At 67.2% G+C, this 19,773-nt stretch carries 21 protein-coding genes; 3 read left to right on the top strand and 18 right to left on the bottom strand.

Annotation, left to right across the window (positions count from 1 at the left end; translation table 11 throughout):
* Positions 1 to 388: 388 nt before the first annotated feature.
* The 16 genes from ACODRW_RS03515 to gspG form a co-directional block, all read right to left on the bottom strand.
* On the bottom strand, positions 389 to 1,825 hold the full coding sequence (locus ACODRW_RS03515; RefSeq protein ID WP_235084215.1) for a lytic polysaccharide monooxygenase: 1,437 nt from the start codon (positions 1,823 to 1,825) through the stop codon (positions 389 to 391).
* Between the two features lie 263 nt (positions 1,826 to 2,088).
* On the bottom strand, positions 2,089 to 3,555 hold the full coding sequence (locus tag ACODRW_RS03510; protein ID WP_488905177.1) for a lytic polysaccharide monooxygenase: 1,467 nt from the start codon (positions 3,553 to 3,555) through the stop codon (positions 2,089 to 2,091).
* A gap of 137 nt (positions 3,556 to 3,692) precedes the next feature.
* Positions 3,693 to 5,957: a sensor histidine kinase gene (locus ACODRW_RS03505; RefSeq protein WP_488905176.1), complete on the bottom strand. Its 2,265-nt coding sequence runs from the start codon at positions 5,955 to 5,957 to the stop codon at positions 3,693 to 3,695.
* Positions 5,958 to 6,134: 177 nt separating this feature from the next.
* Positions 6,135 to 6,824: a response regulator transcription factor gene (locus tag ACODRW_RS03500; RefSeq protein WP_227107114.1), complete on the bottom strand. Its 690-nt coding sequence runs from the start codon at positions 6,822 to 6,824 to the stop codon at positions 6,135 to 6,137.
* 253 nt (positions 6,825 to 7,077) lie between these two features.
* Positions 7,078 to 7,536, bottom strand: a complete 459-nt coding sequence (locus tag ACODRW_RS03495) for a type II secretion system protein (RefSeq protein WP_488876916.1) — start codon at positions 7,534 to 7,536, stop codon at positions 7,078 to 7,080.
* The gene (locus ACODRW_RS03490; protein ID WP_488905175.1) at positions 7,523 to 7,909 is read right to left on the bottom strand and encodes a type II secretion system protein; all 387 of its coding nucleotides are present in this window, start codon (positions 7,907 to 7,909) and stop codon (positions 7,523 to 7,525) included. The genes ACODRW_RS03495 and ACODRW_RS03490 overlap by 14 nt, the downstream gene beginning before the upstream one ends.
* Entirely contained in the window at positions 7,884 to 8,360 is a 477-nt protein-coding gene (locus tag ACODRW_RS03485; RefSeq protein ID WP_488905174.1) for a type II secretion system protein, read from the bottom strand. The genes ACODRW_RS03490 and ACODRW_RS03485 overlap by 26 nt, the downstream gene beginning before the upstream one ends.
* Before the next feature lie 7 nt (positions 8,361 to 8,367).
* Positions 8,368 to 10,206 (bottom strand): secretin N-terminal domain-containing protein, encoded by a 1,839-nt coding sequence (locus ACODRW_RS03480; protein ID WP_488905173.1) that lies wholly within the window; start codon positions 10,204 to 10,206, stop codon positions 8,368 to 8,370.
* 49 nt (positions 10,207 to 10,255) lie between these two features.
* Positions 10,256 to 10,699, bottom strand: coding sequence for a hypothetical protein (locus tag ACODRW_RS03475; protein ID WP_488905172.1), 444 nt, complete (start codon positions 10,697 to 10,699; stop codon positions 10,256 to 10,258).
* Positions 10,696 to 11,286, bottom strand: a complete 591-nt coding sequence (locus ACODRW_RS03470; RefSeq protein ID WP_146176570.1) for a GspMb/PilO family protein — start codon at positions 11,284 to 11,286, stop codon at positions 10,696 to 10,698. The genes ACODRW_RS03475 and ACODRW_RS03470 overlap by 4 nt, the downstream gene beginning before the upstream one ends.
* A complete protein-coding gene (locus ACODRW_RS03465; protein WP_488876920.1) occupies positions 11,283 to 11,816 on the bottom strand; it encodes a hypothetical protein in 534 nt (177 codons plus the stop codon). Before ACODRW_RS03465 ends, ACODRW_RS03470 begins: the two co-directional genes overlap by 4 nt.
* The gene (locus tag ACODRW_RS03460; protein WP_488905171.1) at positions 11,804 to 12,523 is read right to left on the bottom strand and encodes a hypothetical protein; all 720 of its coding nucleotides are present in this window, start codon (positions 12,521 to 12,523) and stop codon (positions 11,804 to 11,806) included. The genes ACODRW_RS03465 and ACODRW_RS03460 overlap by 13 nt, the downstream gene beginning before the upstream one ends.
* A 7-nt stretch (positions 12,524 to 12,530) precedes the next feature.
* The gene (locus tag ACODRW_RS03455; RefSeq protein ID WP_488905170.1) at positions 12,531 to 14,111 is read right to left on the bottom strand and encodes a GspE/PulE family protein; all 1,581 of its coding nucleotides are present in this window, start codon (positions 14,109 to 14,111) and stop codon (positions 12,531 to 12,533) included.
* 9 nt (positions 14,112 to 14,120) lie between these two features.
* On the bottom strand, positions 14,121 to 15,302 hold the full coding sequence (locus ACODRW_RS03450; RefSeq protein ID WP_107798279.1) for a type II secretion system F family protein: 1,182 nt from the start codon (positions 15,300 to 15,302) through the stop codon (positions 14,121 to 14,123).
* A 1-nt stretch (position 15,303) separates the two neighbouring features.
* On the bottom strand, positions 15,304 to 15,783 hold the full coding sequence (locus ACODRW_RS03445; protein ID WP_488905169.1) for a transglycosylase SLT domain-containing protein: 480 nt from the start codon (positions 15,781 to 15,783) through the stop codon (positions 15,304 to 15,306).
* Positions 15,761 to 16,189 carry a type II secretion system major pseudopilin GspG gene (gene gspG, locus ACODRW_RS03440; RefSeq protein ID WP_107798277.1) on the bottom strand — a complete coding sequence of 143 codons (429 nt, stop codon included), beginning with the start codon at positions 16,187 to 16,189 and terminating at the stop codon, positions 15,761 to 15,763. Before gspG ends, ACODRW_RS03445 begins: the two co-directional genes overlap by 23 nt.
* A gap of 337 nt (positions 16,190 to 16,526) precedes the next feature.
* Between gspG and ACODRW_RS03435 the strand changes: the two genes are divergently transcribed.
* The 3 genes from ACODRW_RS03435 (at position 16,527) to ACODRW_RS03425 (ending at position 18,343) form a co-directional block, all read left to right on the top strand.
* Positions 16,527 to 17,189, top strand: a complete 663-nt coding sequence (locus ACODRW_RS03435; protein WP_488905168.1) for a cytochrome b — start codon at positions 16,527 to 16,529, stop codon at positions 17,187 to 17,189.
* Between the two features lie 99 nt (positions 17,190 to 17,288).
* Positions 17,289 to 17,801 (top strand): superoxide dismutase [Cu-Zn] SodC, encoded by a 513-nt coding sequence (gene sodC / locus ACODRW_RS03430; RefSeq protein WP_253313860.1) that lies wholly within the window; start codon positions 17,289 to 17,291, stop codon positions 17,799 to 17,801.
* 89 nt (positions 17,802 to 17,890) lie between these two features.
* On the top strand, positions 17,891 to 18,343 hold the full coding sequence (locus ACODRW_RS03425; protein ID WP_107798274.1) for a DUF4442 domain-containing protein: 453 nt from the start codon (positions 17,891 to 17,893) through the stop codon (positions 18,341 to 18,343).
* Between the two features lie 11 nt (positions 18,344 to 18,354).
* Here the strand turns inward: ACODRW_RS03425 and ACODRW_RS03420 are convergent, their stop codons facing one another.
* Together ACODRW_RS03420 and ACODRW_RS03415 are read right to left on the bottom strand one after the other, a co-directional pair.
* On the bottom strand, positions 18,355 to 18,783 hold the full coding sequence (locus ACODRW_RS03420; protein ID WP_107798273.1) for a hypothetical protein: 429 nt from the start codon (positions 18,781 to 18,783) through the stop codon (positions 18,355 to 18,357).
* Positions 18,780 to 19,718 carry a Nudix family hydrolase gene (locus ACODRW_RS03415; RefSeq protein ID WP_488905167.1) on the bottom strand — a complete coding sequence of 313 codons (939 nt, stop codon included), beginning with the start codon at positions 19,716 to 19,718 and terminating at the stop codon, positions 18,780 to 18,782. Before ACODRW_RS03415 ends, ACODRW_RS03420 begins: the two co-directional genes overlap by 4 nt.
* Positions 19,719 to 19,773: the final 55 nt, after the last annotated feature.

Here is a 19,773-nt window from a genome sequence, read left to right as displayed (position 1 = left end):
TTATGCGACCTCTCGAAAATCAGATTATTCGAGAAGTCTTATCTGGGAAATGGATGAAAAGTTTAGGATGAAATGCAAAAAACTCATGCCAAGACGGTGGTAAAATTCACACTTTCCGTAACTGACTGGGGCAACTCTCTGTCCGCCATAGCCGCAGCCCGCCGCCAATAGTCATGCGGCGGTCTCCAAGCGCCTTGCGGCGCCATGCCCAAGCTGCGCATGACCGACGACAATTTGCTCACGCCACAGACAAGGTGCTTGATGTAGCGCTTGGCCGAACGCCCGCCTTGCTCAATAAACAGTTAAAAAAAGCCCCTTGCTCCAAGAGGCAAGGGGCTGTCATTTCCAGCCGGCGGCGCGCGGCCGCCGGCCGGATCAGACGCTTAGTTTAAAGCGGCGCCCACAGTGCGGGCTGCGAAGCCGGCGTCCAGCCTGCGCCTTCCCAAGCGGTATGCGGCTGCAAGCAGCGGTATTGCTTGGCTTCGAAGACGACGACCTGGCCGGCCTTGTAGCTTGCGCCTTCTTTCCAGACATCGCCCTCCAACGGCGGCGTGGGGCCGCTGTCGTCGGCCTTGACCGTCAGCGCATGCGCTGCGGTTTTCTCGCCCTTGCTGTTGCTGACCTTGACCTTGAAGCTGTAGGCAGTGTCCTGCTCCAGCGCCGGCGCCTTGAAATTGAGCGTGGCGGCGTTGAGCGCCAGGCCGGCGATCTTGGGCGTCACTTCCCACAGGTAGTTCAGATTGGTGCCGGAAGCGGCCGCGGCGGACAAGCTGACGTTGGCGCCGCTGTTGACGCTGGCCGGGCCGCTGACCGTGACATTCCCCGGCGCGATTTCATCCGGCGGCGGCTTGGTGCCTCCGTTATTCTGGTCGATGGCGAAACTCACCTGCTTATTGCGGCCAAACACCTGGTTTTCGGTGGCGCTGAATTGCGGCGTGATGTCCGAACCGATCAGCTTGCCCACCTTGACCACGCTGGAGCTTTGATTGACCTTGGTGGCCAACGCATGCATCCATTGCTCCGGCTTTTCCTGACCAGCCTGCACCACGATGCTGTGCTTTTCCAGGTCGCCGCTGCGCACTTTATCGAATACGCGCAAGGTCAGCGTGACGCCGGTGTTGACCTGGCCGCCTTCCAGCGCGCCGCTGGCCTTCCATTCGATATTGTTGGCCACCACGTCCACGTCGGAGCAGGCGTAGAAGGCTTCGGCGTTATCACTCGGATCACGCTGCCAAACGCTGTACACCACGCGCTTGCCGGTCAGCTCCGCCGGAATCTGCACCTCCAGCTTGGTGATGCTGCCGCTTTCTGGACGCGGCAGGGGACCGCTATTGCCAATCTCTTTCAGGTCTCTCCAGCGCAAACCCTGCTCCGGCTTATAGTCATCTGTGCTGATATAGGTCTTGAAGTAGCTGGAGATGTGGCCTGCGGTTTGCTTGTATTCGAACACGGCCTTGCCTTGGGCGTCCGGGGTCACCGTGGTGACGCGTCCTTTGAAATCGGCCGCATCCAGCTCTTTCCAGTCGATCTTGCCGCCGGCGCACAGCAGGCCGTCTTCGACCTTCTCTTTATGGTTGCTTTTCACGCCGCCCTGCACATTGGACATCCAGTTGCTGCTCAGCGATGCGATCTTGCCGCAGCTGGCATAAGTCGGGTTGCCCCACGGGGTATCGAAGGTGGCGCAGGCGTATTCGCGGCTGGGCGGGTTCACCATGGAGCCATGGGCGCTGGCGGTGGACGGGACAACGGCCATCAGGGAGGCGGCGATCTGGCTCAGGGCCAACACGGGCAGGACGAGCTTGCCGGCGGTGCGAGGTGCGGTCATGTTCTAAAACCTTGATCTTAAGGGTTGGGTTGCCGCCCTCCCTGGCCGCCGTCGGCCGAGGAAGGGCTTGCCCGCATTGTTCCAAACCCTTGCCCGCCGCCCAATCATTCTCAATAAAAGCTAAAGTTCAGCGATTTTTAATCAATATCGGCCATCAAACGGCAAAAGCCCGGCAGGCTTACGCCTGCCGGGCAGACCCCGAAACCGGGTCTTAAACCTGCGTCCAGCTGGGGCTCAGCCTGAAACGCGCGGCCATCCGGACATTACTTACCCTTGCACTGGCCATGCATGTCGGTCGAGCTTACCGGACGCCATACGCCCCACTGGCCGCCCGTGCCCGGCTTTTCGCCTTGGGTCCACCATCCGTTCATCCATTCCTCGCCCTGATATGTCACTTTGGCGCAAGGCTGGGCATAGGTCTTGGCCGCGTCCCAGGCACCGGCTACCGGCGGCTTGCCGCCTTCATCCTTGGCCTTGACCTCCAGCTTGTGCTCGGCGTTCTTGCTGCCCAGCGCATTGCTGACTTTGACCGTGAAGTTATAGCTGGTGTCCTGCTTAGGCTCCGGCGCCTTGAAATTGAGGGTGGCGGCGTTCAGCGTCAGGCCGGCGATGCTGGGCGACACCGTCCACCGGTATTTCAGGTTGGTGCCGGCGGCGGCTTGGGCCGACAGGCTGACCATATCGCCGCTGTTGACGCTGCTCTGGCCCTTGACGGTGACCTTGCCCGGCGCGATCTCGTCCACCGGCGGCTTGCCGCCCTCATCCGATTGTTCCAAGGCAAAGCTGTATTCCTTGCCCAGACCGAACACGGTGTTGCCGGTGGCGTTCTTGACCGGCACCACTTGGCCGTTTTGCAATTGGCCCACCTTGACCACGCTGGATTTGGCGTTGACCGCGGTGGCCAGCGCATAGGTCCAGTCTTTGGCCGCGGTTTGACCGGCGGCGATCTTGATCGAATGCTTTTCAAGATCCCCGCCGCGCAGCTTGTCGAAAACGCGCAGGGAGATGGTGGAGTCGGGCTTGGCCTCGAACGGGCTGGAGACCAAGGCGCCCAGCGGTTTGAAGTCCGCGCTGTTGGCCACGATGTTCACGTCGGAACAGCTGTAGAAGGCCTCGCCGCTGTCGCTGCGCTGCCATACGTTGTAGATCACGCGCTTGCCCTGCATGCCGGCCGGAATCTTGACGTTCAGCTTGGTCTTTTCGCTGGGCGCCACCGCGCCGGAATCGCCGATCAGTTGCAGGTCATTCCACTGCAGCGGACGCGTGAAATCATAGGAGTCATTGCTGATATAGGATTTGAAATAGGCGGTCTGGTGCTGGGCGGTCTGATGATAGGTCATCGTGTATTTGCCGTCCGGTCCCGGTTGGATGGTGGTGGCCGGCCAGTCGACGGCCGCATCCAGGCCACCGAAGGTTCCGGCATTGCCTCCCGCGCACAATTGGCCATTAGGCACCACTTGCTGGTGATTACCGCTGGCGTCGCCCTGACGCACGCTGTTCCAGTCGTAGATGGCTTGCGACTCGCCAATTTTTTTGACCGCCTGGCATCCCGGGGTTTTTGGATTCTCCGGATTATCGGAGCCATGACAATATTTAATGCGGCTGATCGGCTCTTCCATCGAGCCATGGGCGGAGGCGGCGGCCGGGGCCAGCAGCATCAGGGAAGCGGCGATCTGGCTCAGTACCAGCGCGGGCAGGGCGAACTTGCCTGCGGAGCGGGGTGCGGTCATTGTTGAAACCTTAAATTAAGGGGTTGGGTGACAGCCCTCTCCAGCCGCCATCGGCTGGGAAGGGCTTACCCGCATTGTTCCAAACCCTGGTGCGGCCCCCAATCAATCTCAACAGAAGCTCAAGCCGGCGGCCGCGCCTAGCGCTCTCCTCCCTCGCTCTCCACCCACGGCGCCAGCAGCAGAAATTCGCTGCCCAGCCGGCTTCTGGATTTGACCTCGACGCGGCCGCCGTGGGCCTGCATCACGGCCTTGACGAAGGGCAGGCCCAGGCCGGCGCCATCGCGGCGGCCTTCATCCACCTGATAGAACGGCTCGAATAGCCGCGGCAAGGCGTGTTCCGGAATGCCTATGCCCTGGTCCACCACGCTGATGCCGGCCATGTCCCCCCAGCGCGCCAGCCGCAGCACGATGTGGCTGCCGGCCGGCGAGTACTTGACGGCGTTATCCAGCACATTGACCACGGCGCGCAGCAGCATGTCGTAATGGCCGCGCACCCACAGCGCTTCCATCGCCTCCGGGCCGTGCAGCACGATGCGCTTTTGGCGGGCGCCGGCCTCGATCTGGTCCATCGCGTCTTCGGCCAGATCGGTCAAGGCCACCGGCAGAAAGCCGGCCGGGTCCAGTTGCTCGGCGCGGGAGAGGCGCATGAAGTCCTGCGCCACGCGCAGGCTGTAGTTCACTTGCCGGCGCAGATCGTTGAAGAATTGGTCCTGCCGCGGCCCGGTCTCGCCGCCGCGCTGTTCTATCATCGCCAGCATGGTGGTCAGCGGATTGCGCAGATCGTGCGCCATCTGCCGCAGCACGCGCCGGTCGCCGGACACGCTGGCCTTGACGCTTTGCAGGTCGACCAGGCTGATCAGACTGCTGGACAGGCCGTCGCACAGTTCCGGACAGGGCGTGACCAGCAACATGTGTTCGCCCTGGCTGCTGCGCACTTCCTCCACGCCGATGTTGCCGCTGTGAAGCGCTTTTTCTCGCGCCCGCCCGGCCAGGCCCAGCACCCAGGCTTCGGCCTCCTCCGGCGCGCCTTGCTCGCACAGCAGCTTGCGCGCCGCCTGGTTGCTGAGGATGATTTTGCCGCCCTGCTCGAAGAAGATCGGATAGGGCAGCATATTGAGCACGCTGACGTAGGAGTTTTGCCAGGCGCGCATCTGCCGCATCAGCCGTTCGATTTCGTCGGCGCCGGACTCGGACTCCTGGCCGCGCAGCGGCAGGTCCATGCCGGCTTCGCGCAAGCTCTGCCGCATCGCCTCCATTTCCTGCCGCAGCAGGAGATGAGTCTTGGTCTGCCAGCGCCAGGCGCAGCCGGCGTAGATCAGCAAGCCGCCTGTCAGCGGCGAACTGACCGGAATCCAGATCTGGGTTTGCAACAGCAAGAGGGTGGACGTCAGCCAGCAGCCGCCCAGCCACAGCCAGGCGCGGCCGTGCATGCGCGCCGGCGGCGCCAGCAGGCAGACCAGCAGCAGGCCGAACATGAGGCCGAAGTTGACCAGCAGCTTGTACGGGGCGGCCAGCAGGGTGACCGGCCCGTGGTTCATCAGGGTCTGAGTTTGCAAGGCCAGGATCTGGCTGCGGGTATGGCCTTCGCGGTCCAGCGGGTAACGGTTGGAGCGCAGGCCCTTGAACGGGTCCAGCGCCAGATGGCCGACAAAGACGATCTTGTTGTGAAACGCCTGCCGCGGCACCGCGCCGGTCAGCACGTCCAGCATCGAATACTGCTGGATGCGGTGGTGGGCCGGCAACACCAGCAGCCAGCCGTCGGCTTGCGGCGCGCAACGCCGCCAGAACGCGGTCAGACAGCGGGTGTTTTCCCGCGGCGGCAGTTCATAGCCGGCGACGCGGATGGCTTCCATCACCATATGCGGCGCCAGCTTCCGGCCATGTTGCTTGTAGGGGACGATGCCGGTGACCACGCTGCGGTCCCCTATCAAGAGGTCGCGGTGCCCCAGCCCAGCCGCGGCGGCGTAAACGGCGGAGGGCTCGGGACCGTCCCGCCCCGGCGCGGCGGGGGCGTCGGGCGGCAAGGCCAACACCACGCGGCCGTGGCGCCGGATGGCGTTCGCCAGCATGCCTTCGTCCCGGCGCGACAGCAGGTTCATGTTCAGCGCCACGCTGTCGGCCTGCTCCAGTCTTTGCAGCAGCACGGCGTAGAGCACGTTGCCGTTGACTTCCTCATGGCCCAGCGCCTGCACCGTGGCCTGGTCGACATTGACGAGCACGACATCGTGTTCGTCGTCTTCGGTTTGCAAGGCGGAGAGCAGTTCGAAGTACAGCCGGTCCAGCGAGTGGAACAAGGCGTCCTGGTTGGGGATGGCGAACACCACCAGCAGCAGGACGAAGGCGATCAGAAAGCGCGCGTCGTGCCGGTGTCCGCGCCGGAACGCTTGGCAAAGCCATTTCATAAGACGGCCCAAGCGCGAAAAAAGGACGCGGCCAGCCAAGCCGGCGCCTCATTCAAGGAGCAGCTCAAGGCGAGACAGGCCGAAGACCTTGGGCGCGCATGCGGGAAATGCGGGCTCGGGAGACGGCCGTCGATGCGCAATGCCAGAGTCAACGCGCAGCGGGTTGCAAGCGGGTCCTCAGACCCGCTCCAGCCGGTAACCGTAGTTGTACACGGTGGAGATCACCATGCCGTTGCGCGGCCGCAGGCCCAGCGCCGAGCGCAGATTGCTGACATAGGTGGCCAGGCTGGCGTCGTATTTGCGGTCCGCCTGGCCCCAGATGCGCTGGCTGAGAAAGTCCTTGGTCAGGATGCGGCCCAGGTTGCGGAACAGCAGCGTGGCCAACGCGAATTCCCGCGCCGGCAGCGTGGCGGCCTTGCCGCCGGGCAAGCTGACGCTGCGCGCTTCCGGATGGAAGGTGTAGCCGCCGGCCTCGAACGAGGCCTCCGGATTGCCCAGCCGCTGCTGCTTGCGAAACTGGGCGTTCAGCCGCGCCAGCAGCTCGCGCTCGCGGATCGGTTTTTGCAGATAGTCGTCGGCGCCGTGCTCCAGCGCCAATACGATGTCTTCTTCGTCGTCGCGCTGGGTCACCATCAGGATGGGCAGCGCCGACGGCAGCTTGGCGCGCGCCCATTTGAGCACCTCGACGCCGTTTCGGCCCGGCACCTCCCAATCCAGCAGCATCGCGTCGCAGCGCTGCTGTCGGAATTGGGCGACGAACTGGTCGCCGTCGGCACAGGCGACGGCTTGATGGCCATATTGTTCCAGCAGCTTGACCACGCTGGCGGTTTGGAGCGGACAGTCTTCTAAAATAGCAACAATCATCATATGCGTTTCGGTTGAAAGCGACGGACTCGCGGCGGGAGCGGAAGCCGCGCGCCTTTGGAGCCGCGGCGCGGCCGCGGGTGCAAAAGCGTTGGAAAGCCGCTGTCATCGGTCGCCAAAGAGGGTGATTCTTACGGAAGCATGGTCCGGGAATCTATAGGAGTACTCCTAACTTTCTCAATAATTCCTAAATTAATCCGGATGCATTGAGCCGAAACAAAACACAAATCATGCCTTTAGAATAAATCCGCCGGCCTCACGGCGCGGCCGGCGCCAGGAACACCCATTGCCGATAGCTGCTCTTGTCTGCGAAATCGCCCAGCTCCGCGGCGAAGCCCCGCTGCTTCAAGGGCCGGCCTTCCGCCAGGCTGTGCACGCCGACGATGCCGCCGTCCGCGCCCTTGATCAGCCCCCATTCCGGCTTGCCCGTAAGCGGATCGGCGTAGAGGCGGCGCAGGTGGCGGCGGGTGAAGGGCACGCGTTCGTCCTTGAGCAGGGCGTCCAGCGTTTTGGGATAGGCCGGCGCGGGGCCGGAACGATGGTAGGAGGCGATGGCGCGCTGCAATTGCAGGCCGATGTGCAGCAGCTCTTCTTCCTTGTCGCCTTGTTGTTGCCGGCTCCAGGCGCCGGCCGCCGCGCCCAGGGCCGCGCTCATGGCCAGCACCAGCGTCAGCGCCCCCAGATAGGCCAGCCCGCGCTGCTTACCAGCTGCCATAGCGGCTGCCGTCCAGGCCGGTTCCCGGCGCGCCGCTGGCCACGTCGCCGACGCCGCCCTCCTCCGCCGGTTTGGCTTGCCAGCCGTCGCGCCGGCCGGCGATGGGATCGAGCGGCAGTTCGCGCAGATAGCGGCCGGCCACCAGTTCTTGCAAGGCGGCCGGATTGGCGCCGTGGTCGGCGCGGTAGTCGTCTATCGCCTGACGCAGCGCGGCCAGATTGTGGCGCAGCACGGTTTCGCGGGCGCGGTCCTGCTGCTTGAAGTAGTTGGGGCCGATCAGGGCCATCAGCGCGCCGATGATGCTCATCACCACCAGCAGCTCGATCAGGGTGAAGCCGCGCGCCGCTTCACCATTGTTGGTAGCGTATGCCATTGATGCCCTTTCTGAGGCTCTTGGAACGGATGTCGTATACGTCGCCGCCGGAGGCGAAGGCTTCCGCCGAGCTGTCGTAGCCGCGCGTGTCCCAGCTCGCCGCCGGGTCCGCGCCGTCGCAGCTTTCGCACATCGGATCCGCCGGCAGACGGCGCAGAAAATAGAGCTTGCCGCCGCCGGCGTCGCTCTTGTCCGGCACGCCGTCCACCAGGCTGGCGAGGCTGGGCGGATAGCCGCTCCGATCCGGAGAAGCGTCTATCTTCTTGTCCGTCACCGCCTGCCGGTAGGCGTCGATGGCCGTGCGGATCTGGCGCAGGCTGTGGCGCAGCTCGGCCTCCTGGGCCCGCCGTCTGGCCAGTTCGCTCAGCGGCAGGCTGGCGCTCAGCAACAGCGCCAACAGGGTGAGCGCGGCCAGCATCTCGATCAGGGTGAAACCGGTTTGACGCGGCATAAGCACCTCAGGGCGCGGCCAGCGGGCTGTCCAGCGCCGGCGCGGAAGCGTCCCGCGCGGGCGCGGCGGCGGGCGGCTGCGCCTCGGTCCGCAGCGGTTCCACGCTCAGCCGGCTTTCGGTGCCGGAATGGAAATAGCTGTTGGAGGCGGCCGGCAGGTCCAGCGCCCGTTCTATGCGCGGGGTCAGCAGCAGGATCAGCTCGGTGTTTTCGACGCCGCGCTTCTGGCTGCCGAACAGGCCGCCCAGCCAGCTCAGGGTGCTGAGACCGGGCAGGCCGCTGCTGCTGCGGTCGTGCTGCTGTTTGACCAGGCCGGCCAGCACCTGGGTTTCGCCGTCGCGCGCGGTCATCACGGTTTCGGCGTTGCGGGTGCTCATCGGGTAGACGGTGCCGCCGCCGGCGGTCTTGACTTCGCTCTTGAGGTTGCTGACTTCCATATTGACCTTGACGCTGACCTCGTTGCTGAGGCTGATCCGCGGCTCCACTTGCAGGATCAGGCCGACGTCCTGGTAGTTGACCGATTCCGTCACCACGCCGTTGGCGTTGGTGGTGGTGACCACCGGCACTTTCTCGCCTATCTTGATGCTGGCCTTTTCCATATTGCGCACGCGGATCTTGGGGTTGGCCAGCACCTTGGTCTTGCCCTGTCTTTGCAGCAGTTTGATCGCCGCGCCCAGATCGCCGCCGTTGCTGCCGCCGACGCCGATGCCGTCGCGGTTCAGGCCCAGCAGATCGCCCACCGTCACCCTGTCCGAGCCCTCTTTCGGCAGCACCGAAAACCGCAGTTCCGCCGGATAGTCGACGCCGACGTCGAGCACGTCGTTGGTGTTCACTTCCAGCACTTGCACGTCCATGGTGACTTCGGACTGGGCGATGTCCAGGCTGGCCACCAGCCGCTCTATCACCGCCATCACTTCCGGCGTGTCGCGCACGATCACCGCATTGGTGCGCTCGTCCAGATGCACGTTCTTGGGCGAGCTGATCTGGCGCAGCGCGGCCAGCACCTGGCTGGCGTTGGCCTGGCTCAGGTAGAAGGCGCGGGTCATGAGCTCCCGGTATTCCTTGGCTTTTTCCGAGCGCGCCGGATAAATCAGCATGCTGTGCCGGCTGAGCACTTTTTTCTCCAGCTGATGGGTGCGCAGCAGCAGATTGATGGCGTCTTCCGCCGTGGTCCGGCTGGCGACGATGCTGGCCGGGGCGGCGACGGGCACTTCCGGATCGAACACGAAATCGATGCCGGCCAATTGCGAGATGGCGTCGAAGATGCTGGAAATCGGCTGAACCTTGAAGTTCAGCGTCACCGGCTGGCGCAACGCCTCGGCCAGGCTGGGGCGCGCGTCGCGGCGGGCGGCCTCCCGGCTTTGCAGCTCGTCGCGCAAGGCTTGCGCCTGCCGGTAACCGGGCTGCTCCTGCAGGATGCGACCCAGCCGCTCCAAAGCCTCTTGCGGGCGCTGCGCGCCGATCTCGGCGGCGGCGTCCAGCTCCAGTTTCAGCCGCAGCCGGCGCTCCAACTGCCGTTTCAGCTGCTGGGCGCGCATATGTTCCGGCGCCAGCGCCAGCAGGCGGCTCACCTCCGCCAGCGCGGCCGCGTCGTCGCCGGCGTCCATCTTGGTCTTGGCCGCCCGCAAGGCCTCCTCCGCCAGCGCCGCGCTCTTGGCCACGACGTTTTTGCGGCGTTCCACATCGTCGGGCTTCTGCCGCAAGGCGGTTTCGGCCGCGCGCAATTGTTCTTCCGCGCCGGGCTGATCGGCCGGGCCGAAGATTTTCTTGACCGGTCCGGGCAGCGCGCATCCGCCCAGGGTCAAACCGAGGGCGAGGGCCAGCAGTGTGGGTTTGCAATGTTTCATGATGCCTAATGCCTGGTGAAAACGGCGTCGTCGCGGTGGCGGCGACGCCTCAGTGAGCCAATGGAGTCAGCGGGATCGAGTGCTCCCGCCCTTCGGCGTCCAGCAGCAGCGCGCGCTCCGCCTCCAGGGCCTTGAACGTGTATTGCTCCGTCAGCCGGGCGCCCGGCTGCAGCGCATTGGGCGTCTTGCAGCCGACGCAGAGCAGGTAGCTGCGCGCCCGGCCTTCCAGCACCACCACGCGCTGGCCGTCCTGCCGCCATTCGCCCACGGCGCTGAACGGCGGCGGCGCGGCTTCCAGCGGCGGCGGCGGCAAGGGCGCCGCCAAGACCGGAGCGGCATCCGCCGCCGGGGCGACGGGCTTGGCCTCTTCGCGCAGCGACGCCCAGCTTTGGACCGGAAACAGGTCGACGCCGTCGGCCCGCGGCTCTTGCGCCTGGGCCAAGGCCGCCCAGGCCAGCGCGAGGCCGCTCAGCCAATGGACCCGCCGCCTCATTGTCCGGCTCCCAGCAGGCTGAAGCGCATGCGCATGCTCAAGGTCGCGGTATCGGTTCGCGCCCGGTCCAGCGTCAGCGCCTCCAAGCGCAACAGCGGCTGCGCCGTCAGCGCGCCCAGCGCCGCCGTCAGTTCCGGATAGCGCCCGCTGGCGCTCAGCTCCACCGAGACGCGGCGCAGCGCGCCGCCGGCTTCCGCCTCTTCGCGATAACTGGCCTCATGCACGCTCAGGCCGGACTGGCGCAGCTGCTCCAGCAAGGCCAGCTTGCGCGGGGCCAGCGCCAGCCGCAGCTGGGCCTGCCATTGCCGCTCGCGCCCCGCCGTCGCCGGCAAGGCGGGCGTCGGCGCGCTCAATTGCTGGCGGCGCTGTTGCAGATCCGCCTGCCGCGTCTCTTGCTCCAGCGCGCCAAAGACCAACAGCAGGCCGCAGGCCGCCAGCGACAGCCGGCCGCCGCGCCCCAGCCGGCAGGCCAGCGTCTGCCGATGCCAGCGCAGCCGGGCCCGCCAATGACTTCCGCCGCCGGCCGGCCGGCCGCCGCGTTTAAAGGCCGCCAGCCGGCGGCCGGCGTCTCGCATCCAGGCCCTCATCGCTCAGCCACCTGCACCGTGGCCAGCACCGCCTGATTGGGATCGCCGGGCTTAAGCCCGTGCCGCAGCAGCCGCGCCCGACCATGGCCGGACGGCTGGTTCAGCCTCTCGACGAAATGGAACACTTCCCGCACGTCCGCCGCGCTCAGTTCCAGCCGGGCCTGCTTGCCCGCGCCCTCAAGATGCAGGGACAAGATGCCCAGCCGCGGCGACCAGGCTTGTTCTATCGCCCGCAGCAGCGCCGGGCGCAGCCGGGTTTGATCGTCGCCCTGGACCAGCAGCAACGCCTGGGCCTTGCGCGCCTCCGGCGAGGCGGCCTGGGCGCGGCGCTGTTCGCGCTCGCGCAGAAACCGCTGTTGCTCCTGCCGCCGCTCCCAGGCCGCGGTGTCCTCCGCCAACCGTTCCAACTCCCACTGCCGCCAGCCCAGCGCCGCCAGCAGCATCAACAAAAGCATGGCGGCGACGCCGGCCAGCGGCGCGCTCGCCTCGGGGCGGCTGAAGTCCAGACCGCGGGCGTTCAGGCGGCGCATAGCTGGCTCGCAAGCAGGGGATGGGCAAAGCCCAGCCAACGCGCCCGCGCCGCCGGCGGCTGTGCCGGGTCATGGGTCGCGCACCAATCGTAGTCGCCGCCGGGCTCGCGGCCGCACAGCGCCTCCGCCGCCGCCACGCCCTCGGCCGCGCTCTGTCCCGGCGCCAGCGCCAGGGTGATCAGATCCTCCCAGCCGCGCTCGCCGCGCCACAGGCAGGTGACGGCCCCGGCCTCCGCCAACACCAGCGCGTCCGACGCCAACGCGCGCGGATGGGCTTGCAGGCAGGACGACAGCAGATCGCGGCAGCCGGCCAAGCGCCAGCCGGCCGCCCGCGCCGCCGCGCTCAAATCGGCCAGCAGCGGAGCCTGGGCGGCGAAGGCCAGCCGCGCCGCGCCGTAAGCCCCCGGTGCCAGGCGGATGTCCAGTTCGCCCGCGACGCCGCGCTCGCGCAGCAGACCCCGCGCATAGGCGCGCCACTGGGCGCGCTGCCCGGACAAGCCGTCTTGCCACGGCAAGAGCTGGCTGTGCGCCCACGGATAGCCCAAGAGCAGCCGCACGCGGTTGCGCCAAGCTGGACGCCGGCGCGCGGCCCCGCCCAGCAGCATGGCCAGCGCCTCCGCCGGTTTGCCGTGATGGCGGCAACGCCGCGGCTGGGCCGGGGCGCCGGCCGGCGGCAGCAAGGTCGCCAGTTCGGCGTCGATCAACACGGTTCTGTCATTCCATGGCCACGGCACGGCTGACCTCCTGATAGGTGGTGAGTCCGCGCGCCACCGCCTCGAGGGCGGCGTCGCGCAGCGATTGATAATCGGCGCATTGCGCCAGCGCCTGCTGGCGCTTCTGCGGCGAGCGCTCCAGCAGCGCTTCCTTGAGCCGGCTGTCCAGGCGCAGCACTTCCGCCAGCGCGATGCGGCCGTGGAAGCCGCCGCCGCGGCAGTGCTCGCAACCGGCGCCGGCGCAGGCGACGCACAGCCGGCGCACCAGGCGCTGCGACACCACGCCGTTGAGCGCTTCCAGGAAAGTGGCCGCTTCCACGCCCATGTAGAGAAAGCGGTCTATCACGCTGAAGGCGTCGTTGGCGTGCACCGAGGACAGCACGCGGTGGCCGGTCAGCGCGGACTGCACCGCGATGGCCGCGGTTTCGGCGTCGCGGATCTCGCCCACCAGAATGGTGTCCGGATCGTGGCGCAGGATGGAACGCAGGCCGCGGGCGAAGGTCAGGCCCTTTTTCTCGTTGACCGGGATTTGCAGAATGCCGGCCATCTCGTACTCCACCGGGTCTTCGATGGTGATGATCTTTTCCTCGCCGGTATTGATCTCCGCCAGCGCGCCGTACAAGGTGGTGGATTTGCCGCTGCCGGTGGGCCCGGTGATCAGGGTCAGGCCGTAGGGCAGTTGCGCCAGCGCGCGCACGCGGCGCGCGGTTTCGCCGTGAAAGCCCAGGCTGTCCAGGTTCAGGCTGTCGCCGCGCAGGGATTTGTCCAGCAGGCGCAGCACCGCGTTTTCGCCGTGGGCGCCCGGCATGATGGACACGCGGAAGTCCACTTCGCGGCCTTGCAGCGCCACCTTGAAGCGGCCGTCCTGCGGCACGCGCTTTTCCGCGATGTCCAGGCTGGACAGCACTTTCAGCCGCGACATGGTCTGGCTGGCCGCCAACTGCCCCGGCACCTTGCGTATGGCCTGCATCACGCCGTCGATGCGGTAGCGTATCTGCAGCCCGTCGTCGCGGGACTCCAGGTGGATGTCGCTGGCGCGGCTTTGCAGCGCGTCGTACAAGGTCATGTTGACCAGGCGGATCACCGGGCTTTCGTCCTTGGCCAGGCTGGTCAGCGAGATAGACTCCACCGCCTTGGCCAGGCTGTCCTCGGCCAGGTCCACCGCCGCGCCGTCCATCACCCGCTCGCGGGCCTCGGCCTGTTTCAGCCAGGCGTCGGCCACGCCGGGCAGGCTGAGGGCGAAGCGCTGGCCGCGGCCCAGCAGCCGGTTTTGCAGGCCGAGACGCGCGTCCAGCCGCAGCGGTTCGGCCAGCAGCAGGTACAATTCGCCCCGCCACTCCAGCGGCGCCGCCCGGCAGGACAGCGCTTCCGGCAGCGGCAGCAGATCGAAGCGCGCCGCCGCCTCCCCCACCTGGGCCTCGCTCAGCGCGGCCAGGCCCAGCAGCCGCGCCGCCTGCGGCAGGCTGGCCGGCTCGCGCTCCAGCTGCCGGTTCAGCAGCTCGGCCATCGGCAGGTCTTCCTCTCCGCTCTCGCGCCGCCATTGCCAGCCGGCCGTCGTCGTCGGGTCCATCAATGCTCGCATCACGTCTCCTCAGCCCATGCCGCCGGCCAGTTCGAATATCGGCATATACAGCAGGGCGACGATCAGGCCGACCAGGCCGCCCACCGCCAACATCAGAATCGGCTCGAACACTTTGCTGAACACCTCGATCGCCTGATCCAGCGCGCCGTCGTGGAACTGGGCGATGCGCTCGCACATGCCGCCCAGATCGCCGCTTTGTTCGCCGACGCGCAATAAGCGCTCCGCCACCGCCGTGGTCAGTTGGTGGCGCGCCAGGGTGTCCGCCACCGGCCGGCCGGCGCGCAACTCCTCCAGCGCGCGCGCCAAGCGCTGCGCGTAGGCGTCCGGCAACAGCCCCGCGGACAAGTCGAAAGCCTGCAAGGCCGGCGTGCCGCCGGCGATCAATAAGCCGGCGGTGCGGTAAAAGCGCGCCAGCACGAACAGGCGCGCGACATCCCGCAGCCGGGGCAGCGTCCACAACAAGCTCAGCAGCGCGCGCTGGGTTCGCCGGGCGCGCAGCAGCAGGCACAGCGCCGTCAGGCCGACGGCCAGGCCCGCGCCCAGCAAGCCGCCGTGAGCCTGGACCAAGCGCGCCCACCACAGCATGGCGGCGGCGCTGGCCGGCAGTTCGCGCAGCGATTCGAACACCACGGCGAAACGGGGAATCACGAAGAACAGCATGAACAGCAGAATGCCGAAGCCGACGGAGAGCACCAGCGCCGGATAGACCAGGGCGCCGGTCACCCGCTTGCGGATGGCGACGATGCGCAGCTCGTAATACTGATAGCGCTTGAGCGCCGCCGGCAGCTGGCCGCTGCCTTCGGACGCGGCCACGGTGGCCGCCAGCAAGGCCGGGAAGGCTTCCGGCTGGGCCTCCATCGCGCGCGACAGCGGCTGGCCTTGGTACAGCGCTTGCAATAGCCGGTCCAGCACGCCCTGCAAGGCCTTGTCGCCGCCGCCGGCCTTGTCGCGCAGCGCTTCCAGCGCCTCGATCAGCGCCAGGCCGGCCTCCAGCAGCGCCGACAGCTCCTGCAGCAGCAAGCCCAGCGCCGCGCCCTTGAGCGCGCCCTCCGCGCCGGCCTCGCGCCTCGCCTCCAGCACCAGGCCGTCGTCCGCGCCCAGCTGGGCCCGCGCGGCGGCCTCGTTGTCCGCCCGCACCAGGCGCGTCCTCACCTCGCCCTGAGCCAGGACGCTGATCCGGTAGGCCGCCATCTCAGCCCCTCGCCTCGCGCTCGGCGCGCAATTGCAGATACTGCCGCCACACCTTGTCCACATAGCGCTTGCGCGCGCCTTCGCGCGTCGCCGCGCCGCCGGCGTTGTAAGCGCCCACCGCGCGCCAGGTGTAGCCGTAGCGCGCGATGAAGTCCGCCAGGATGGACGCGCCCACCTGTATGCTCAGACAGGGCTCGTCCAGCAGGCGCTGACGCGTGATGCCGCGCTTGGCCAGCCCCGGCAGATGAAGGCTGTTGATCTGCATCAGGCCGATGTCGTGGCTGCCGTCCTTGTTGTAGTTGACGGCGCGCGGATTCAGCGCCGATTCCACCTTGGCGATGGAATACAGCAGCAGCGGATCCACCCGGTGGCGCGCGCCGGCTTCGCGCCAGCAATTGGCCGCCGCCTGCGCGCCGTCGGCCAGCGCGGCGCAGGCGGCCAGCAGCGGCAGCAGTCCCTTACAGCGCATGGACCAGTTCACCGTCGCCTCCCGCCCGCCCGGCCTCGCCCAGGGATACGATCTCAGCCTCGCTCTCGCCGCCGGGCACCCGCCATTGATACGGCCGGCCCCAGGCGTCCATCGGCACATCCTTGGCCAGATAGGGCCCATGCCAGCCAGCCACGCCCGGCGGCGCCTTCAGCAGCGCGCCCAGCCCCTGTTCCGCGCTGGGATAGCCGCCGACGTCCAGCCGGTATTGCGCCAAGGCGTCGCCCAGGGTTTTCATTTGCGCCTGGGTGGCCTTGACCTTGGCCTTGTCCACCTGGGAAAACAGCTTGGGCCCGACATAACCGGCCAAGAGGGCGATGATCAGCAGCACCACCAGCAATTCCAGCAGCGTGAAGCCGCCTTGTCCGGCGGAGCGCCGTCTAGCGTTCATCGTCGTCATAAGATTCGCTTGTCCAAAAAACCGCGCCGCAAGAGCGTGCGCTGGAAGATATAAGCGGCGTCCGCGCCGGACCCCGGCAGGGACGGCGACGGTTCCGCCCCTTGCCAGCGCATGCTCACACGGGGCTTTCGCCGTTCTCAATATTTCTGAAAGGAATCTAAAACGGCCGCGGCGGGGCCTGACGGCCGGCGCCGGGAAGGGCGTCCGGCGGCGCGGACGGGCGGCTTGAGAATGGTTTCAGAATCATGGCGCCGTCGCCGGCGGCGGCGCTTGAATAGCGTTTTTAATCGAACGCGCCGCGGGCATCCGTCCCAGCGGCCGCGCCTTGGAGAAACGCATGCCCTCTTCCGCCCCGGCCGCCAACCATGGCTATCCGCGTCTGCAAATCCTGTTTCACTGGCTGAGCGTGCTCTTGATGGCCGCCCTGGCGCTGGCCGGCGGCTTGCGTCACCTGCTGGCCGGCCACGCCGTCGCCGACATGCGCAGCGTGATGATCGTGCACATAGGCTGCGGCATGGCCCTGCTGTTCCTGACCCTGCTGCGCGCCGCCACGCGGCTGGCCGGTCCGGCGCTGCCGCCGCTGGCCGGCAGCAGCCGCGCGCAGCGCGCTTGCGCCCATGCCGCCCATCTGGCCATCTACGGCCTCATTCTGGCGTCCTGCCTGCTGGGCTGGATCATCGTCAACGCCAAGGGGCTGGCGATCCCGATGCCGCTGCTGGGCTTCGACTTCCCGCGCCTGGTCGCGGCCGACCCGGCCCTGGTCGCCGCGACGGTGGGCCTGCACGAATGGCTGGGCTGGATCTTCTACGGTCTGCTCGCCGTCCACATCGCCGCCGCCGTCTGGCACCATGTCGCGCTGAAGGACGACACACTGCGGCGCATGAGCTGGCGGCGGCCGGCGCCGGCGGCGGCTCCCGCCGCGGCCGACTGCCACCGTTGCTCGCCGGACACCCTGGCGCAGAACGAGGAACTGACGTCCGCGGACCGGCTGGCCTCCTGACGCGCGCCCGCCCCACCCGAACAGCCAGGCTCCGGCCTGGAACCGGGATGGCACAATCGAGGTCTTGACTGTTCCCCCGCCTATACGGAGAACCTACCCATGTTACGTCCCCTATCCGCCGTCTTGTGCTGTCTGCCCGCGCTGGCCCTGGCGCAAAGCGTGGAGCTGTCCTTCGTCGACGCCAAGGGCGACGCCGGCCCGGCCGGCAGCGTCCTCATCGAGGACACGCCCTACGGCGCGCTGTTGACGCCCAAGCTTGAAAAACTGCCGCCCGGCGTGCACGGTTTCCACGTCCATGAAAAACCCTCTTGCGCGCCGTCCGTCGGCGCCAACGGCGCGGTCACGCCGGCCGGCGCCGCCGGCGGCCACTGGGACCCGGACAAGACCGGCGCGCACGCCGGCCCTTACGGCCGCGGCCACAAGGGCGATCTGCCGGCGCTGTACGTGGGCGCCGACGGCAAGGCGAGTTATCCGGTGCTGGCGCCGCGGCTGAAAGCGGCGGACTTCTCCGGCCACGCGCTGATGGTGCACGCCGGCGGCGACAATCACAGCGATCATCCGCAGCCCTTGGGCGGCGGCGGCGCGCGCATGGCCTGCGGCGTGGTCGAATAAACCGTACTCGGCAAGGAAAAACCGGCGCGATTGACAAGGCCGGTTTTTTTATTGACGATGACAGAATTCAAACGACCGTTTCAACCGAGATGAAACCACCCGCCTGGCTGTTCCGATTCCTGCTCAATCTGTGGCCGCCCTTCCTGGGCGCCGGCATCCGCGTCAAACGGCTGGCCGCCGATTTCAGCGATATCGAAGTGCGGCTGAAACTGGGCTTCAGCAACCGCAACTATGTCGGCACCCATTTCGGCGGCAGCCTGTACGCGATGACCGATCCCTTCTTCATGCTGATGCTGATGCACCAACTGGGGCGGGACTACTATGTGTGGGACAAGAGCGGCAGCATCGACTACGTCAAGCCGGGCCGCGGCACGGTGAGCGCGCGCTTCCGGCTGGCGCCGGGCATGCTGGAGGACATCAGGCTGCGCACCGCCTCGGGCGACAAATACCTGCCGCAATTGCAGGTGGACATCGTCGATCAACAGAACGAGCTGGTGGCGAGGGTGTTCAAGACGCTGTACATCAAACGCAAGAAGAAATGAGGCGCCGCGCTTCAGCGCGCGGAAAACGCCAGCAGGTAGCGCTTGCCGTCCAGACTCAGGACGGCCAGCCAGTCGCGGCTGCCGCTGACGCACAGCGGCAGCGTCACCGTCGCCTTCCAGTCCGCGCCGTCGCGCACAAAGGTGTAACGGTTGAAGCCCATGTCCATGTCGGCCATATTGAACTCCACCTGCGGCGCTTCCCGCGCCGCGACGCCCTGCAAGCGGATTTCAAACGGTCTGCCGTGCTGCGGCGGCGAGGCGAAACGCCAGACGCCGCCGCCAGGCAGGGCGCAGCTCGCCTGGCCGGCGACGCAGGCCAAGGGCGACGGCTTGACCGCTTGCCGCTCGCTGTACCAGCGGTAAATCAGGCCGAACTTGATACAGGCCAGCAGCAGCAAAACGCCGCCCAGCGCCAGCCATTTACGCTGTTTGGCCGTCATCGCCAAGCCCCCCGCATCAGCGCCACCCCATGCGCGCCGTGGCGGCGGGCGGCCTCCAGATCATCCATGCTCATGCCGCCCAGCGCGTAGACCGGCGTCGGCGCGCCGTCCGCCAGACAAAGCCGGAAACCGTCCCAGCCCAAGGGCGCCGCGCCGGGATGGCTGGCGGTGGCGGCCACATGGCCGAGCAAGGCGTAATCCAGCCCCAGTTCACCTATCCGCGCCACCTGCGCCGCCTCGTGCGCCGAGGCGCCCACCCAGGCAAACGCCGGGCGCTCCTTCAGCGAGGCCAGCCGCGCCGTGTTCAGATGCACACCGTCCACCGGCCATTCCGCCACCCAGGCCGGATCGGCGTTGACCATCAGCTTGCCGCCGCGCTCATGGACAATGGCCGTCGCCTTGGCGACGAAATCGGCGAGCTCGGCGCGCGCCATCTGCGGCTCGCGCACCTGCACCATGCCCCAGGCCGGCCCCTGCTCCAGCCGCCGCAATTGGGCGTCCACGCCGATTTCGTGCGCGCAGGTGATCGCGTAGGCCGCCGGCAATTCCAGCGATTTGAGAATGGGCCCGTTGGCCGGCAACATGGGCTGCACCGTGCAAGCGCCTGGCCTCTGCCAGGCGAAGCTTTGGCCTTCCCGCGGCTGCGGCTCGCCGCGCCAGGACCAGACCCGGAAGAAACGCAGCCGCACCGAGGCGTGCTCATAATGATGGACCTTGCTCAGCCACGGCGTCGCGGCCAGCGTTTCAATGCCCATTTCCTCGTAGAGTTCGCGCGCCAGCGCCTGTTCGCCACTTTCGCCCGGCTCCACCTTGCCGCCGGGAAACTCCCAGTAACCGGCGTAAGGCTTGCCCTCCGGCCGGCTGCCCAGCATGAAACTGCCGTCAGGCCGCATCAGCGCGCCGGCCACTACCTCGATGATCTTGCTGTCGCTCATTGCTTGGTCTTGCCCGGTGAATATCGTTCCGGCTCTCCGCGGCCGGCAGCGCATT

The organism is Chromobacterium sp. FG89 (genome assembly GCF_057808735.1).
Note: the sequence above shows the minus strand (reverse complement) of the source record. Positions and strands in the feature narration are given on the sequence as shown.